The following is a 17,427-nucleotide window of genomic DNA, read 5'->3' on the forward strand; positions in this document are numbered from 1 at the left end:
GCGTAAAGAAAACGCGTAAGCGTTTTTAGCCCGCGGGCGAGGACGCCGGCAGGCGGCCGAAGCCGGTGCGGATTTGCGAAGCAAATACGCGGATTCTCCGCGCAAAGCCTCTACAAGGTGGAGCAGTCAATTTGGGACGGGGCTATTTTAGCTACCCCTATAAGCCAGTCGATATTAGTTCCGGTCCCCAATAATTCGTCGACAGTCAAAGGGCAGCTAAAATAGCCCCGTCCCAAATTGACTGCTCACGTTGACGCCTCAAGCGGAAGTTGCATCCCAGAATCTACGCTCAGAATGGGATGCATTTTCCGGATGGGTTGTTGGCGGAAAGTCCATCCCGGAATCGCCCCCCAGAACGGGACGTGCTTTCCGCCAGCCGCCCCGTCCTACTCAACTCCAAAACCCATGCGCTCGCCATCTCAAAACTGGGTAGAAGAAGGCCAAAACGAAACAGTAGGAGGTCAACATGACGGCAGAAGATAAGGCAAAGAACGCCGGCAAGGTCGCGCTCGTCTTGGAGGGCGGCAGCTTCCGCGGGCAATTTACCGCGGGCGTGCTCGACGTCCTCATGGAAGCCGGCGTCGAGATTCCGGCAGTATATGGCGTATCGGCCGGCGCCCTCAACGGCGTGAACTACAAGTCGCACCAGATCGGCCGTGCCAACCGCATCAACCTGACTTTCTGCAACGACAACCGCTTCATGGGCGCCGCATCGTTTGCGTCCACGGGCTCCATCGTGGGTTACGACTTCATCTTCAACGATGTCCAGGACCGCTTGGATCCCTTTGATAACGAGGCATTCGACGCGAGCCCCATCGAGATGTACGCCGTCGCGACGGACATGCTCTTTGGAACCGCTGCATACCTGCCGGTCAAAAGCGCCGTGCTCGACCTCGATGCCGTGCGCGCCTCGACGTCGCTGCCGCTGGTGACGCCGCCGGTCGAGATCGACGGGCACAAATACGTCGACGGCGGCGTAGCCGATTCGGTCCCCATCGAGCACGTGCTGGAGGAGGCCGGCTTCGATCGCGCGGTTGTCATTGTCACGCAGGACCGCTCGTACGAGAAAAAGCCCTACGAGTTTATGCCTGCCGCACGCGCCCGCTATGCCGACTACCCCTATCTGCTCGAGGCTATCGAGACGCGCCACGACCGCTATAACATCCAGCGCATGCATCTGTGGAAGTATGAGCGCGAGGGCCGCGCGCTGGTCGTTGCCCCGCAAAAGCCTGTCGAGGTCGGTCACGTCGAGCACGATCCGGCAAAGCTTCTCGACCTGTATATTCAGGGTCGTCAGGAGGCAAAGCGTCTGCTGAGTGATATCGAGGCATTTGTCGAGCGCTAGCGTCGCGACATCATTACCGATGGACGACATGTGCAGAAAGTCTGGTCAGAGCCAAAATACCTGTTGACTCGGGCGACGGGCGGGGTAATATGGACGGGTTACTTGCAGAGCCCCGTGAATCTCTGTAACAACACGTACTGTACATGGAGGAGTCTAAGTGATTTCGAAATCGACTCACTACGCCAAGCAGGGCGAGGTCCAGCGCAACTGGGTTCTCGTCGACGCCGATGGTGCTGTCCTGGGCCGTCTTGCCACCCAGATCGCAATGATCCTGCGCGGTAAGAACAAGCCCCAGTTCACGCCCAACAGCGACTGCGGCGACTTCGTTGTCGTCATCAACGCCGATAAGGTCCAGCTTACCGGTAACAAGGCCGACACGAAGACCTATTATCGCCACAGCGGCTACAACGGCGGCCTCAAGGCTGAGAGCTTCCACCAGGCTATGGAGAAGCACCCGGAGAAGGTCATCGAGCGCGCCGTTCGCGGCATGCTGCCCAAGACCACCCTCGGCCGTGCCCAGATGACCAAGCTTAAGGTCTACGCTGGTGCCGAGCATCCGCATGCTGCCCAGAACCCCACGAAGATTGAGCTGGAGGCTTAAAGATGGCTGAGAACACCGTTGTCTACCAGGGTACCGGCCGTCGTAAGAACGCCGTCGCCCGCGTCCGTCTCGTCCCCGGCACCGGCAAGGTGACCATCAACAAGCGTGACGCCGAGCAGTATTTCGGCCGTCATCAGCTCGTTGAGAACGCCCTTGCTCCCTTCAAGGTGACCGATACCGCCGGTCAGTTCGACGTTATCGCTCTGTGCGATGGCGGCGGCATCTCCGGTCAGTCCGGCGCTCTGCGCCTGGGCATCGCTCGCGCTCTTCTGAACGCTGGCGACTACCGTGCTGACCTCAAGAAGGCCGGTTTCCTTACGCGCGATGCTCGCGTGGTCGAGCGCAAGAAGTACGGCCTCAAGAAGGCCCGCCGCGCTCCCCAGTTCTCCAAGCGCTAAGGTTTTATCTCCTTACGAGATACAATGTACAAGCGGGGCCTGCCGATTGCTCGGCGGGTCCCGTTTTTCTTTTTCGACTAGGGTGGGCGAGTGCGTTTTGCCCACTTGGGAAGGAGCGATCCTATGCCCCAGAACATCTTTGGCACCGACGGCGTCCGTGGCGTCGCCAACGCCGACCTCTCGTGCGACCTCGCGTTTCGCCTTGGCCGTGCGGCGACCAAGTTCCTTGGTCCGGACATTTGCGTTGGCCGCGACACGCGTCTTTCGGGCACCATGCTCGAGAGTGCTCTGACCGCTGGCATTATGGCCGAGGGCGGTCGCCCGCACTGCTGCGGCGTTATCCCTACGCCGGCCGTGGCGCTGCTCACCGTCCAAAACGACCTCGACGGCGGCATCGTCATCTCCGCTTCGCACAATCCGCCGGAGTTTAACGGCATCAAGTTCTTTAGCCGCAAGGGCATGAAGCTTCCCGATGCCGTTGAAGAAGAGATCAGCGCCTGGGTCATGTCCGAGGAGGCCATGGCTGCCGACACGCTGCCTACCGGCGCCGGTGTGGGCCACATCATCAAGATGAAGGATGCTCGCAAGGCATACGTCGACCACGCTATCAGCACCCTCGACGGCCTTAGGCTCGACGGCCTGGTCGTTGCCGTTGACTGCGGTCACGGTGCTTCCTGCCAGACCACGCCTGCCGCGCTTCAGCGTCTGGGCGCCACGGTCCACGCCATCAATACCGACTACTGTGGCACCGACATCAATGTCGAGTGCGGCTCCACTCATCTTGAGCCCCTGCGCGAGCTCGTGCTGCGCACCCACGCCGACATCGGCCTGGCCCACGACGGTGACGCCGATCGCGTGCTGTTCGTGGACAGCGAGGGCAACGAGATCGATGGTGATTACATCCTGGCCATCTGCGGCTCTGACCTCGCCGCTCGCGGCAAGCTCGCCAACTCCGAGATCGTCTCGACCGTTATGTGCAACTTGGGCTTTTCCATCGCTATGAAGGAACAGGGCTTTGAGATGGTGCAGACCGCCGTGGGCGACCGCTACGTGCTGGAGCGCATGCTCGCGGACGGCGCCGTTATCGGCGGAGAGCAGTCCGGCCACATCATCTTCCTGGAGCACAACACCACCGGCGATGGCCTGGTGACGGCGCTGCAGCTGCTGGCCGTGCTCAAGCGCACTGGCCGCACCCTCACCGACCTTGCCGGCATCATGAAGAAGTACCCGCAGGTGCTCGTCAACGTGCATTCCGACAACAAGGCCGGTCTGGACGATTGCCAGCCCATTTGGGACGCTGTCGCTGCCGCCGAGAAGGAGCTTAACGGTCGCGGCCGCATTCTGGTGCGCCCGAGCGGTACCGAGCCGCTGGTTCGCGTGATGGCTGAGGCCGAGACGCACGAGCTGACTCAGCGCGTCGTTGACGACATCGTCGAGGTTGTCAAGCGCGAACTTCCCTAATGGTCAAAAACCAATGCCAAGTGGTAAACTAGGAAGCTGGTTTTGATCATTGGTATGTCCAAGGGGGAGCATGTTCACTAAAGTCCTAAGGTCTTTTGGTATGCGTGGTCGAGTCCTTACGCTGGATGCTCCCATCTCGGGCGATGTCATTCCGCTTTCCGAGGTTAACGACCAGACGTTTGCCACGGGCCTTTTGGGCCAAGGCGTTGCCATTCGGCCTACGGGCACGCGCGTGATTGCACCTGCGGATGCCAAGATCGAGGCGATTTTTCCAACGGGACACGCCGTTGCGCTCAACACGGTCGATGGCTTGGATGTTTTAATCCACGTTGGACTCGATACCGTTCAGCTCGAGGGCAAACACTTTACCGTGCATGCACAGGTGGGCGATATCGTCCATAAGGGCGATGTGCTTATCGAGTTTGAACGCGAGGCAATCGAGGCCGAGGGCTACGATGTGACGGTTCCCATTTTGGTGTGCAACTCTGTTGAGTTCTCGAGCATCAAGGGCTCCGTCGGCGAGCATGTCGAGGAGATGGATCAGCTCATCGTCGCTCGCGAGCGCTAACTCGTTCGCTTGCCCTTTGGCCTACAATTCAAACACGTTTACGGAGGGCGCCCTTGAAAGAGGGCGCCCTCCGTGGCAAGATGGAAAATGTCCGAGGCTAAAAGGCTTCGGGTCACCGTGGACGGGCAGGGGCCTCGACGCGGCTAGACACGAGATACATACATTACGCGACCTCGCCCTGGTGGCCGCAAACGTTGGTTGCGGCCGACGCAGGCCGCGGGCAAGTGCTTGTAAGGGGAGCCTTGCCTCTCTTCTACGAGAAAGGATGCGTAATGAAGATCATTAAAGCTAAAGACTACGAGGATATGAGCCGCAAGGCCGCCAATATCATCTCGGCGCAGGTTATCCTTAAGCCCGATTGCGTGCTCGGTCTTGCCACCGGCTCCACTCCGATTGGCGCCTACAAGCAGCTCGCCGATTGGTACAAGAAGGGCGATATTGACTTCTCCGAGGTCAGCACCTATAACCTGGACGAGTATCGCGGCCTTTCGCACGATGATCCCCAGAGCTATCACTACTTCATGCGCGAGAACTTCTTCGATCACATCAACGTCGATTTGAATAACACGCACGTGCCCGATGGCTCCAACCCCGATGCCGCCGCTGCCTGCTCCGAGTACGATAAGATCGTCGCTGCCGCCGGTTACCCGGATCTGCAGCTGCTCGGCATTGGTAATAACGGTCATATTGGCTTCAACGAGCCCGATGACCACTTCTCCAAGGGTACGCACTGCGTCGACCTCACCGAGAGCACCATTCAGGCCAACAGCCGCCTGTTCGATAGCATCGACGACGTTCCCCGCCAGGCTTACACCATGGGTACCCAGACCATCATGTATGCCCGCATGATCCTGGTCGTCGCCAACGGCGAGGCCAAGGCTCAGGCTGTTCACGATATGTGCTATGGCCCGGTTACGCCCGAGTGCCCGGCTTCGATCCTGCAGCTGCACACCAACTGCGTCGTCGTTGCCGACGAGGCTGCCCTTTCGCTCTGCGAGTAGTACAATCCGAGCGATTTGTTATTACTTTGTTACAGGCTCCCGTTCTGCGGGGGCCTTTTTTATTATGCATATGTGGGATGGCGGCTAGCTTATAGACTCATGGGCTCCTATGCTGCGTCCGTCCGCAATATCTGCCAGCGGAATCAGAATGAGCGCGGGCTTTATGGTGTGCATAACATTAGCTTGCCAAAAGCTTGACGGTGGTGCCTCGTATAGTGTGATGCATTCTCTAGCATATTCTATTCAAATATGCTACTAATGAGTCGCAAACGGTAGCAGCGCGTAGGCGAGTTGCGCAACAAAATATTACAAGCCCCATTGCGTTACACTGCCAAATGAGTGGGACATGCTGGCAAGCGCATTGACCTGCGCAAAGACCGGTTGGTTGGGGGAAAAGTTTCAATCGGCGCTCGCTGAACAAAAACTTGCCAAATGCGAACCGAAAGACAACCTAAAACTCTGCGTCGTTCGATTTACGGGATGGCTTGGGCTGTCTTGCGATTACGGTGTCCATGTGGCCGAGGTAAGGAGCGAGCATGATGAACGGGCTGAACGATACGGACGATCTCGAATTGGCGCCATTGGGCACAGGTTATATGGTCCGACGTGATCGCCTGATGAGCGAGTTGATTGTCAAGGGCCGCAAGGCGGGCATTGTGTTGCTCTATGCACCAGATGGGTTTGGGAAAACATCGATATTGCTTCAGTACACTCAGGAAGTCAAAAGCGACCCGACGCGCGGTCTGGTACGAATCATCGAGGCTGACCGCGCGATTGCCCGCGAGGTGTTTATGCAGCTCGAAGTGGTCACAGATGAACTTGAGGACAAACCGCGATCGTTGATTGCGATTGATAACGTCCCCAACCTCGATCAGCAAGATACCGAGGAGCTTATCGATCGAATTCGAGGCCTGCGCACTATGGGGATCGGGGTCTTTGTCACCTGCCGCCCCTCAAATCGCCAGTTGATTCGCGGGCTGGGTGACTCGGTCAAGATCAATGCGCAGATGCTCAAGGTGCATGCCTATGAGTATTCGGCTTGGGCATCGGCGTTCTCGATTAGCACGTCGCTCGATTTTTACCAGCTCACACAGGGTGTTCCCGAGTTGGTTTCGGCTATGCAGACGGGGCTGTACGGAGAGGGCGACGTTGCCAGCTTGCTCGAAAACGAGATTGTCAACGTATACGGTGCGGCACTTGCCGATATGGCATCAATCGATAACGGCGCCCTATTTAACGTGGCGTGCGTGATGGCCCTGATGGGCGAGGGCAAGATTGCGGAACTTGAGGCATGCGGTGTCAGGCTTTCCATGATCGATCAGTCCTATCTTGTTCGTGATTATCCGATTTTTGGTGTCGATCCGGTCGACCGAAGCTTTACGTGTATGGGCACCGAGGATAACGCGCGCCTGAGATTACGAAAAATGGTTGCGGAAATTCGTCCAGAGCTCGTTATGCGCGCGGCACGCATTCTGCTCAAGGCGGGCCGATGCGATGCTGCGATGGATTTGGCAGATGCCTTTTTGGATCGCGACGCCGTCCTTGAGCTTGCTGGACAGTATGGTGTCGATTTGGCTCTGACTGGGCATGGAGGGGATGTCTGTCGCGCGGTACTGAGGACGACGGATGCCGACAAGCCCGCGTTGGAGCCGACGCCCACCGAGGCACTTGGTGTCTATTTGGCGGCGGTAAGCGTTTCGAATACTAAACTGGCCCGGTATATGGCCTCGATTGTCGAACATGCGAGCGCACAGTCGGTCCGCGAGATTGATTTGGTTTCTTGGAAAGTCGCCCAGGTGCTTACGGTCGTCTGTTATGGAGATTGCGAGCTTGGGCTTCCAGCCAATCCTGCTCTTCCAAAAAATGAGGCATCTTGTGCTGCGCTCGATATGCTGTCGGCGCATATCGAGGTTAAGAGCCGGCTGACCGAACAGGCGAAAGACGGCGCAGCACTTTCGGGACTCAAGGCGAACAAGGTATATGATTGCGAACTCGATATTGCAGAGATTCTCATACGGGCAGATCGGATGTTGGTGGAGCTCTTTGATGGGTCCTTTATGGGAATCGATGAGCGTGACGACGAGATGTCTCGAACACGGGAGGCACTCGATGCTCGTGGGCTTAAGGCACCGGCTGTCTGGGTGCGTATGGTGCTGGCGGCACGGCGTCTGCTTGCAGGCCTGCCAATGACTGACGATACGGCGTTTAATGAGCTCGATCGCTTTGCCGTGCGCGTGCGTGACAATCAAATCCAGCTGTTTGGCCTGCTACTTGAAGGCTGGCAGGCGCTCGCCGAGGGGCGCCCGGTCAACGCGAAGTTCCGCGCGGTCCAGGTGCTCAAGCTTGCTGACGAGTCGATCGCATACATGCGCGACAACGCGTTGCTGTTGGAGCGTGCATCAAGCCTTCGCAATACGTCGATGGTGTCGGTACGAGAAGAGGCAGAGCTGCTCGACCTAAGTCGGACACAAGTCGGCGGCGCGGAGGCTTGGGTCGTAGCGCTGCATTTGGCGTCTGCGGGCCGTGACAGCGATCTTGCCGCCTGGATGTCTATGAATCGTTCTGGGATTCTGGAGCCAGCGTATCGGCTGTTTGCACGCCTTGCGATGCATTGCCTGGGCGAGCCTGCTGCCAAGATTCGAAAGAAGCTCCCGGTGCGTGAGCTATCGCGATATTCGCTGCGCGACGATTTGGAGGGAGAGAGCGAGCGGCTGTTCCAGGTCGGCGAGGTCGAACCCGTCGACGCTATCGATCATATCGAGATTCGCATGTTTGGCGCGTTTCGTGCCGAGCGCGACGGATTTCCCATCACAGACAAGATGTGGCGTCGTAAGAAAGCGGCAACGCTTGCCGAGCGGCTTGCGTTGGGTATCGATTCGTTTGTCGATCGCGAGACCTTGGCTATGGAACTGTGGCCACATGCCGAGTACAGTAGCGCCCGTAACAACTTGTATTCGACTGTGTCACGCTTACGATCCGCTTTGGGACCCACGCCAGATGGCAAGTCGTGCGTCCTGATTCAAAACGACTGCCTTGGCCTCAACAGGGATTACGTTAAGACCGATGTGAAGCTATTTGAGCAGATAAGCCGCGAGATTTTGGGTAATCGCACAAGAGTGCGTGGGCCTCACCTGGTCGAGCTGTGTCTTAAGATCGAACAGCTCTATACCGGACCGCTGTATATCCCCAACGGTTGCAATCCGACGTACTTTTTGCGCATGCGCCGCATCATGCAGTCGAAGTTTATCGACTGCATGATTGTGGGAGCAAGCGCTGCCTTGGAAGAAAACGACCTGCAGTCGGCAATCTGGCTGGTAGAAGCGGGGCTACGTCAGGAGACCGCACGCGAGGACATGGTGCGATGCGCCATGCGCGTGTACAGTGCGGCGGGGAGACGCCGCGATATCGTCGAGCTCTATAGCGGGCATATCCATCATCTTAAGGAACAGGTCGCAGGCGTTCCCGAGCCCGAGACCAAGCGTCTCTACGAGCGTCTGGTCGAAAGCAGGGTCAACCGACCGTTCATTGAGCGATAAAAAACGGGCGCCCGTATCATTCGGACGCCCGCAGGCTTGCTCTATGTGAACCGATCGGCCCTTAGACGAGCCTGATCTTCTCGATATCCTTGCGCGAGGACTCTCGATACAGCGAGAACTTGCGGCCGATAACCTGAACGACGTCGGCGTGGCAGCGCTCGGCGAGTTCCTCGGCGGCCTCGCGGGCAGAAAGGCTGGAGCCGTCCAGCACGGAGCACTTAACGAGCTCGTGCTTTTCCAGGTAGGCGGCCGTCTGCTCGACGGTACCCTCGTTGACATCGGACTTACCGATGATGATGGCGGGGTTGAGGTGATGGGCCATGCTGCGAAGCTGCTTGACCTGGGCTCCTGTCAGTGCCATGGGATCTCGCTTTCTATGTATGGGGCGCCCCGCGATGGGGCCTTAATCTACGTGAGCTGTCCCACGATAGCGCAGGAACGGCGCGGTGTGGAGCGCGTTTGCCAGTTCGCAAAGAATGCGGATGCCGGGCGGGTAGACGATGCATGCTTTAGATGGGCTACGGTCGGGGCGCAGAGACCGGCTCCCAGGCAATGAACGCCCATCGGACCTTGCGGATGTGGTCGAGCATGTAACGTCCCTGCGGCACGCCCTTGGATCCCGGCTCGCCGGCATGGGGGTTCTCGATCATATGTTGGGCGATATAGTCGCGCAGACGATCGATCTTATCCTCGTTGCCATGCTCGAGCATACGGGAGAAGTCCGCCACGCCGGCCTCGAGGCTATCGAAGGTGTCACGACGGGGCGATTCAAAATACGTGACCTGCGGTAGTGCGCCCATCTGAATAAGGATGTTAAAGGCGTACACAAAACCATTGCTACGGGTAACCGAGGCGCCGATGGCATTCATCACGTGCAGGTCATAGCGCGGGCTGGAGTTGGCGACCATCGTGACAGCACAACGCCGCCGAGCCGTACGGTCGAGCTTGGCAAGCGCGCCTTTTAGGTCGTTCGTAGTAACCGAGCGACTCGCAAAGGCAACATCTACCGCTTTCGCGACCGGTCCAACCAAATCCCAGTCATCATCCCAAGCAAGCTCAAGCGGTGTAATGCGATCCTCGAGCCCATAGTACTCAATGCCAGCATCAAGCGTGCCCAACATAGCAGGGGAAAAATCAGCGGCAATCACGGGATGTCCAGCCTGAGCAAGCGGAATAGCAATCGACCCGGCCCCACACCCCATATCCAGCACGGATTCACCAGGCTTTAACGCCAACAGCTTCATAAAGTCCCGGGCATACGGAGCAGTCTCAAGCGGCCGAAAATGCCGAGCCCGCTTATCCCATTCAAAAGAATCATCAGCCCGCCGCCGACCAGCCTGCAAGCGCATCCATTCGCCATTCCAATCCGCAGAAAGAAGCTCAGATTGAATTACACCATCAGCCACGGGCCATCCCCCTTACAACAAAAAAGCGGCCCCTCCCAAAAGAAGAGCCGCAACAAGCATATATCAGAAAAAGAACCGTTCCAACGCCAAACCGCCGCACCAGCCAAGTGGTGCAGGAGCGAAGCAACTGCAACCGGGATAGAACCCAACTGAGGTCCCGTTGTGCGGGAGCCCCGGGGAGGGCAAATATATAAGGTCGATCGCGAGTTCCGCACGAGCCGGAGAGCACTTAATGTGCTCTCCGTGCGAGTCAGGACTGTCCGAGCAGGCGACCTTATATATTTGCCCTCACCGGGGCTCCTCGCCAGTCCCCCTCAGCTAGTTCTTGAGCGAGTTCAGCGGCGCCGGGAAGCGTCCACCGCGGTGGGCAAGCACGGTGCCGGCGTTGGGGTTCACCGGCATGATGGGCGCACGGCCAAACAGGCCGCCATACTCGACGCAGTCGCCCACGCCCTTGCCGATGGCGGGGATCACGCGCACGGCCGTGGTCTTATTGTTGATGACGCCGATGGCCATCTCGTCGGCGATAATGCCGGCGATAGTCTCGACCGGGGTGTCGCCGGGAATGGCGATCATGTCCAGGCCAACGGAGCACACGCAGGTCATGGCCTCGAGCTTCTCGAGCGAAAGCGCGCCGGCCTCGACGGCGGCGATCATGCCGGCGTCCTCGGACACGGGGATAAAGGCGCCCGAGAGGCCGCCCACGCTGGAGCTGGCCATGACGCCGCCTTTCTTGACGGCATCGTTGAGCATGGCGAGCGCGCAGGTCGTGCCGGGGCCACCGCAGGTGCCCACGCCGATGATCTCGAGGATGCGCGCGACGGAGTCGCCGACGGCAGGCGTAGGCGCCAGCGACAGGTCGACAATGCCCTTCTCGACACCTAGGCGACGGGCGGCCTCGCGACTCATGAGCTCGCCGGCACGGGTGATCTTAAAGGCGGTCTGCTTAATCTTTTCGGCGACTTCCATCATCGATGCGGAATCGGGCAGCTTCTCCAGGGCTGCGGCCATAACGCCGGGGCCCGAGACGCCTACGTTGATGACGGCGTCGGCCTCGCCACCGCCGTGAACGGCGCCCGCCATAAACGGGGAGTCCTCGACCATGTTGGCAAAGCAGACAAACTTGGAAGCACCGACGGAATCCTCATCTGCCGTAAGCTTGGCGGCATCGATGATGGTCTGAGCCGCCATGAGCACGGCGTCCATGTTGATGCCGGCGCGCAGGCTGGCGACGTTGACGCTGGAGCAGACGCGGCTGGTGGTAGCGAGCGCCTGGGGGATGGACTGGATGACGCGGCGGTCGGCGTCGCCGATGCCCTTCTGGACGAGTGCGGAGAAGCCGCCCAGGTAATCGATGCCGAGCGTCTCGGCCGCGCGGTCGAGGGCATGCGCGATGGGGGTGAGGTCCTCATCCTTGCAGCACGCGGCGATCTGCGCCACCGGGGTGACGGAAACGCGCTTGTTGACAATGGGGATACCGTACTCGCGCTCGAGGTTCTCGGCGGTCTCGACCAGATGCTCAGCCGTGTGCGTCACGTGGTCGTAGATCTTCGTGCACATGCGGTCGAGGTTCTCGTCGCCGCAACCCATGAGCGAAACACCCATGGTGATGGTCCTGATGTCGAGGTTCTGCTCCTCAACCATGCCGCGGGTTTCCGCGATTTCTGCGGGCGTGATCGCCATCCTTGCACTCCTATCTGCCAAAACGAGCATAGTCTTGTCTATTCTAACGTGCCGCACGTGCCAAGTGGCGCATGCGGCACGTTTTGGTGCTCGGTTGTTTCCGTTGTGTTACTGCCCAAAGACCTCTTCGGCGATACGAGCGCTTTCGGCGGCGTCCTTGGCGTAGTAGTCCGCGCCGATCTGCTTGGCGTATTCGGGGGTGAGTACGGCACCGCCTACGATGATCTTGACGCCCGGCACCTCGGCATGAAGCAGTTTGATGGTCTCCTCCATAGCGACGACCGTGGTGGTCATAAGCGCCGAGAGGCCGACGAGCTTGATGTCGCGCTCCCGTACGGTCTTGAGCACCTCCTGCGGGTCGACGTCGCGGCCTAGGTCAAAGACGGTATAGCCGTAGTTATCGAGCAGCATCTTGACGATGTTCTTACCGATGTCGTGGATGTCGCCTTTGACGGTGGCCACGCAGATTTTGCCCTTGTCGGCAATCTCGCCGGCGGGCATCCGGCGCTTGATGGTGTCAAAACCCACGCGCGCGGCCTCGGCCGAGGCCATGAGCTGCGGCAAGAAGAACTTGCCCTGGTCAAAGAGGACGCCAACCTCGTCGAGGGCGGGGATAAAGTGGTTGTTGATGAGGTCCATGGCGTCGTGGTCTGCCAGCAGACGCTCGGTCTCGGCCGCAATCTCGCCTTTGCGGCCCGAGACGACCATGCGACGAATCGGGTCGTCGTTGCCGTCGGTGCCAGCGGCGGGCACAGTGTCGGTCGATACTGTCTGAGCCGCCGCCGGGTTCGCGGCGATCTTGTACGGATCGGTCCAGCCGGCGTAGCGCTCGATGTATCCGGTTGAGCCCTCGTCCTCAACGCTCAAGACGCGATAACTGTAGACGGTATCCATAAAGCGCTTGGAGCCCGGGTTCATGATGGGGGCGTCCAGGCCCGCGCCAAAAGCGGCAGCCAAAAAGACCGAGCCCAGCAGCGGGCGGGCGGGCAGGCCAAAGCTGATGTTCGACACGCCGAGTGCACATTTGACGCCCAGACGCTCCTTACACAGGGACATGGCGCGCAGGATCTGCTCGGCTTGGCGTTGATTGGTCGAGGCGGTCATGACCAGGCAGTCGATGAGGATGCGGTCCGGTCCGATGCCGTAGCGGGCGGCCTCGGCCACGATGCGCTCGGCGATGGCGAAGCGAGCCTCGGCGGTATCGGGAATGCCGCCTTCGTCGAGCGTGAGGCCGACGACGTTGGTGCCGTAATGGGCGACCAGCGGAAAGATCTCATCCATGATCTGCTGTTTGCCATTGACCGAGTTGATGATGGGCTTGCCGGCGTAGCGGCGCACGGCGGCCTCGACGGCGGCGGGATCGGTGGAGTCGATCTGCAACGGCAGCAGCGTGGAACCCTGGAGCTGTTCGGTCGCCTGTTGGATGATCTTGACCTCGTCGATCTCGGGCAGGCCCACGTTGACGTCCAGGATGTCGGCGCCTTGCTCCTGCTGGCTGATGCCCTGGCTTACGACGTAGTCCAGGTCGCCGTCGCGTAGGGCCTGCTGCAGGCGCTTTTTGCCGGTGGGATTGATGCGCTCGCCGATGACGGCGATCTTGTGGCCGTCACAGGGGAGGTCCACCACGGTCTGGGCGCTCGTAACCGACATGCTGGGCTTGCGGTGGCGCGGACTGGGCGTGTGGTTATCGATAAGCGTGCGCAGCGCTGCCATGTGCGCCGGCGTGGTGCCACAGCAGCCGCCCACGACGCTCACGCCGTCGGCGATCATGCCGGCGACGGCCTTGGCGTATTCGGGGGCCTGGATGTCAAAGACGGTGTTACCGTCGTCGTCCACGTGGGGGAGTCCCGCGTTGGCCTGCACCATAACGGGCTTGTCCGTAACGGTTAGCATACGTGCGGCGAGTCCTCGGAGCTCGGCCGGTCCCTGGCTGCAGTTGATGCCCAGGACGTCGGCGCCGATGGCGTCGAGCGTGATAGCGGCAACCTCGGGACTCGTGCCCAGGAAGGTGCGACCGTCTTCCTCAAAGGTCATGGTGGCAAAGACGGGCAGCTCGGAGTTCTCGCGGCAGGCAAGGACCGCCGCCTTGATCTCGGCAAGATCTGTCATGGTCTCGATAATAAAGAGGTCCACACCCGCGTCGACGCCAGCGCGCACTTCCTCGGCAAAGAGGTCATAGGCCTCGTCGAAGCTGAGGGTACCCAAGGGGCGAAGCAGCGCGCCGATGGGGCCGATGTCACCGGCGACATAGCGGGCGCCGGCCTCGCGGGCGCAGGCGACGGCGGCGGCAAAGACATCTGCCACGGTGGCGGCACCATCGAGCTTGTGGGCGTTGGCGCCAAAGGTGTTGGCGGTGATCACATCGCAGCCGGCCTCGACATACTGACGCTGAATATCGGTAATGACCTGGGGCTCCTCAAAGTTGAGCAGCTCGGGCAGGGCGCCGGCCTTCATGCCGGCCGCCTGCAGCATGGTGCCCATGCCGCCGTCGAACAGCAGGTGCCCCGTGCCCTCGATGGCGGCGCGCAGGCGATCGTCCTTAATGTAAAGGTCGTCGATCGTGCGCGTCTTGTACGTGGCGCCCCTGCGGCGGGCAGCATCAACGGGCGCCGCCAGCGCGGCGCCGTCCAGATCATGAGTGATAAGCGGAGTAAACATCGGGGGCTCCTAATGGCTGAAATAGCAGGTGGTGTGGGCGGCGCGGAAGCGGCAGTGCTCGCGCATGCGGCAGATATTGCAGGTGGGGCGACTCTGGGCGTCGTGGACCTCGCCGTCAAACAGGCCGATCACCGCGGTCACGCTCTTGGTGGGCATGAGCAGGCTGGTAGGTGTGACGGTAAGCCCGATGAGCCGCGTGGCGTTGAGTGCAGCCACGATTGAACGCTGAGCCGTAAGCGGGCAGTCGCCGTAGCCGGGACTGAAGCGCCAGTTACCGGCGAGTCCGTGTGCGGCGGCCGCAGCCTTGACCTGCTGGTCCATCTGCTCGACGGCAGCTTCCACATAGGCGGAGCACGCGGCATCGAGCACGGCTCCCTCTAGGGGCTGCTGGGCTCCCGTGGTGCGCAGACGACGCTCGGCGTCCATGCCGAGGGTGCATGCCATGAGCGCGGCAAAGCGGGCGTCTTTGAGATGTCGATAGATATCGCGACCGCGCAGCTCAACGTTGGTTCCAACCAGACGGATGCTGGGCTCTCCCTGCTCGTCCACGCCCATGGCATCGACGGCAAATACGCGGCGCACGCCACGGGGCTCAATGTCCAGCTCAAGGCGCTCGACCACAAGCTCAATACGTCGTGACAGCTCGGGCTCAATCTGCTGGCCGCCGTAACCCAGATACCGCAGCATCTCGGCACGATCGACGCGGGGATGGTGGGCATCATCGATACGGTAGAGCGCCGGCGACGCAAGGTCGGCCGGCACTTCACCAAAAGCTGTATCGATGTGCGGTTTTTCCATTACCCCAGGCGCTCCATAATGGTTGCGGCGATCGCAGGACGATTCATAGTGTACAGGTGCAGACCGTCGGCACCGTGCTCCTTAAGGTCGCAAAGCTGGCGGGCTGCATAATCTACACCGGCTGCCTGCAGGCTCTCGGGGTCGTTCTCGTATTTGGCGAGAATCTTGATGACGGGGGAGGGCAGCGACGCGCCGCACATAAAGACCATGCGGCTGATCTGCGACTTGCCCATAAACGGCATGATGCCTGCGGTAATGGGCACAGTGATACCGGCCTTGTCGGCAAGCTCGCGAAAACGGTAGAAGCACTCGTTATCAAAAAAGAGCTGCGTCACAAAGAAGCTCGCGCCGGCGTCCTGCTTTTGCTTGAGATATTCGACCGAGAGGTTGAGATTCTCACAGGCAATGTGGCCTTCGGGGTAGGCTGCGGCGCCCACGCAAAAGCCGGCGTCGACGAGCTCGGGGATGAGATCGCGGGCGTAGGCGTAGTCCGAGGCGGGCTTGTCATTCTCGCTCGCGCCGGCGGGAAGATCGCCACGCAGGGCCAGCACATTTTCTACGCCGGCGGAGCGGTATTCGTCGATCTTGGCGGCGATATCGGCATGCGTGCGGCCAACGCAGGTGAGGTTCGCCACCGAGGGCGTATCGAATTCGCCCGTAATCATATGCGCGATGGGGGCGGTGGTGGCGCCGTTGCCCGAGCCGCCGGCCGAGCAGGTGACCGAGACAAAGCTCGGCGAAAGCTTGCACAGATTACCAGCCACCTCGCGAGCCGTGTCGAGGGTAAGCTCGCCCTTGGGCGGGAACATCTCAAACGAAACGGGCGTGGTGCCCTGGGATGCTGCCTGCTTAAAAACCTCGTCGACGCGCATATCGTGCTCCTTTAGATACATTAGCGTGATGTGTTGTAAGGATTCTACAGCACCGCTGCGCTACGGCGGAGTTTTACTCGCTATTTGGAAATATCAATCGAAGATGTTTCGCTATCGGCATTCCCTATAACAGCGTAGCTAATTTGGAGCTTTTTTACCCCATCAACCAGGTACGCAGGGTAGTCTTTTTGAACTGCACCCCAAAACCTGGACGGCTTAAATAAGAACTACGCCGCAAGGGACTGTCTCCGGAACTCCTCCGGGGTCAGTCCCTTCAGTTTAACCTGGCGCCTCCTCGTGTTCCAATGGACCACGAAGTCGTCGAGGTCCGCCTTGAAGGACTCGAAGTCCGGCCACGTCCTTCCGCGGAAGAACTCGTCCTTGATGTGGCCGAACACCTGCTCCGTCGCGCCGTTTGTTAGCGTCAATCTATTTTTCACCAGTTTCGCTAAACAGGCGCGCCGTTCGCGCAAAGGCGGTTTCACCGGTTGCGCTAACGTATTTTCACCGATTCCGGTCACGGCTCGACGGGACCGTCCCTCGGCAGGTCCTTCAGCCTGTAGGACCTGCCGGTTATCTTGACCAGGTGGCAGTGGTGGCACACCCTGTCCGCGATCGCGCTCGCCGCCACGTCGTCCCCGAACACCCTGCCCCAGCCGCTGATCCCCACGTTGGTGGTGATGATCGTCGAGCGCTGCTCGTAGCGCGTCGATATCAGCTGGAACAGCAGGTCCGCGCCCGCGCTGCCGACGTCGAGGTAGCCGAGCTCGTCGATGATCAGCAGCCTCGAGTGGGCGTAGTACCTGAGCCTCTTCTTGAGGATGCCGCGCGACGAGGCGTCCTCCAGGTCCTCGACGAGCCGGGCGCAGTCCACGAACCTGACCTCGCGCCCCGCCCTGACCGCCTCGATGCCCAGCGCGACGGCGAGGTGCGTCTTGCCCACGCCGGGGCTCCCCACGAACAGGACGTTCTCGGCCCGCTCGACGAACCTCAGGGTCGCGAGCTCCTCGATCTCGGCGCGCGGGACCGACGGCTGGAAGTCCCAGTCGAAGTCCGCCAGCCCCTTGACGTAGGGGAACCCCGACGACCGTATGCGCTGG

General features: G+C 60.2%; 15 protein-coding genes. 7 read left to right on the forward strand and 8 right to left on the reverse strand.

The genetic code is table 11. The annotated features are described in order from the left end of the window. Positions 1 to 466: 466 nt before the first annotated feature. The 7 genes from ACTNBY_RS08875 (at position 467) to ACTNBY_RS08905 (ending at position 8,910) form a co-directional block, all read left to right on the forward strand. Entirely contained in the window at positions 467 to 1,345 is an 879-nt protein-coding gene (locus tag ACTNBY_RS08875; protein WP_154517988.1) for a patatin-like phospholipase family protein, read from the forward strand. A gap of 157 nt (positions 1,346 to 1,502) precedes the next feature. Then, positions 1,503 to 1,946: a 50S ribosomal protein L13 gene (gene rplM / locus ACTNBY_RS08880; RefSeq protein WP_370450665.1), complete on the forward strand. Its 444-nt coding sequence runs from the start codon at positions 1,503 to 1,505 to the stop codon at positions 1,944 to 1,946. Positions 1,947 to 1,948: 2 nt separating this feature from the next. Continuing rightward, the gene (gene rpsI / locus ACTNBY_RS08885; RefSeq protein WP_022094634.1) at positions 1,949 to 2,344 is read left to right on the forward strand and encodes a 30S ribosomal protein S9; all 396 of its coding nucleotides are present in this window, start codon (positions 1,949 to 1,951) and stop codon (positions 2,342 to 2,344) included. A gap of 123 nt (positions 2,345 to 2,467) precedes the next feature. Beyond that, entirely contained in the window at positions 2,468 to 3,805 is a 1,338-nt protein-coding gene (glmM, locus tag ACTNBY_RS08890; protein ID WP_154517985.1) for a phosphoglucosamine mutase, read from the forward strand. A gap of 100 nt (positions 3,806 to 3,905) precedes the next feature. Then, entirely contained in the window at positions 3,906 to 4,373 is a 468-nt protein-coding gene (locus tag ACTNBY_RS08895) for a PTS sugar transporter subunit IIA (protein ID WP_427719420.1), read from the forward strand. 272 nt (positions 4,374 to 4,645) lie between these two features. Then, positions 4,646 to 5,374, forward strand: a complete 729-nt coding sequence (gene nagB, locus ACTNBY_RS08900; RefSeq protein WP_427747557.1) for a glucosamine-6-phosphate deaminase — start codon at positions 4,646 to 4,648, stop codon at positions 5,372 to 5,374. A 536-nt stretch (positions 5,375 to 5,910) separates the two neighbouring features. Beyond that, positions 5,911 to 8,910, forward strand: coding sequence for an AfsR/SARP family transcriptional regulator (locus ACTNBY_RS08905; protein ID WP_441064200.1), 3,000 nt, complete (start codon positions 5,911 to 5,913; stop codon positions 8,908 to 8,910). A gap of 61 nt (positions 8,911 to 8,971) precedes the next feature. Here ACTNBY_RS08905 and ACTNBY_RS08910 read toward each other — a convergent pair whose 3' ends face one another. The 8 genes from ACTNBY_RS08910 to istB form a co-directional block, all read right to left on the reverse strand. Then, the gene (locus ACTNBY_RS08910) at positions 8,972 to 9,271 is read right to left on the reverse strand and encodes a YhbY family RNA-binding protein (RefSeq protein WP_441064201.1); all 300 of its coding nucleotides are present in this window, start codon (positions 9,269 to 9,271) and stop codon (positions 8,972 to 8,974) included. 157 nt (positions 9,272 to 9,428) lie between these two features. Then, positions 9,429 to 10,154, reverse strand: coding sequence for a class I SAM-dependent methyltransferase (locus tag ACTNBY_RS08915; RefSeq protein WP_441064203.1), 726 nt, complete (start codon positions 10,152 to 10,154; stop codon positions 9,429 to 9,431). Between the two features lie 480 nt (positions 10,155 to 10,634). After that, positions 10,635 to 11,999 (reverse strand): PFL family protein, encoded by a 1,365-nt coding sequence (locus tag ACTNBY_RS08920; RefSeq protein ID WP_427719427.1) that lies wholly within the window; start codon positions 11,997 to 11,999, stop codon positions 10,635 to 10,637. Between the two features lie 108 nt (positions 12,000 to 12,107). Next, positions 12,108 to 14,657, reverse strand: a complete 2,550-nt coding sequence (locus ACTNBY_RS08925; protein ID WP_441064205.1) for a homocysteine S-methyltransferase family protein — start codon at positions 14,655 to 14,657, stop codon at positions 12,108 to 12,110. 9 nt (positions 14,658 to 14,666) lie between these two features. Then, positions 14,667 to 15,455: a hypothetical protein gene (locus ACTNBY_RS08930; protein WP_441064206.1), complete on the reverse strand. Its 789-nt coding sequence runs from the start codon at positions 15,453 to 15,455 to the stop codon at positions 14,667 to 14,669. Continuing rightward, the gene (locus ACTNBY_RS08935; RefSeq protein ID WP_441064208.1) at positions 15,455 to 16,327 is read right to left on the reverse strand and encodes a methylenetetrahydrofolate reductase; all 873 of its coding nucleotides are present in this window, start codon (positions 16,325 to 16,327) and stop codon (positions 15,455 to 15,457) included. Before ACTNBY_RS08935 ends, ACTNBY_RS08930 begins: the two co-directional genes overlap by 1 nt. 227 nt (positions 16,328 to 16,554) lie before the next feature. Further along, positions 16,555 to 16,848, reverse strand: a complete 294-nt coding sequence (locus ACTNBY_RS08940; RefSeq protein WP_441064209.1) for an IS3 family transposase — start codon at positions 16,846 to 16,848, stop codon at positions 16,555 to 16,557. Next, on the reverse strand, positions 16,845 to 17,427 hold a 583-nt coding region (gene istB, locus ACTNBY_RS08945; RefSeq protein WP_441064210.1), incomplete at its 5' end, for an IS21-like element helper ATPase IstB. The genes istB and ACTNBY_RS08940, both read right to left, overlap by 4 nt.

This window comes from Collinsella sp. HCP28S3_E12 (assembly GCF_052065595.1).
In the GTDB taxonomy this organism is placed as follows: domain Bacteria; phylum Actinomycetota; class Coriobacteriia; order Coriobacteriales; family Coriobacteriaceae; genus Collinsella.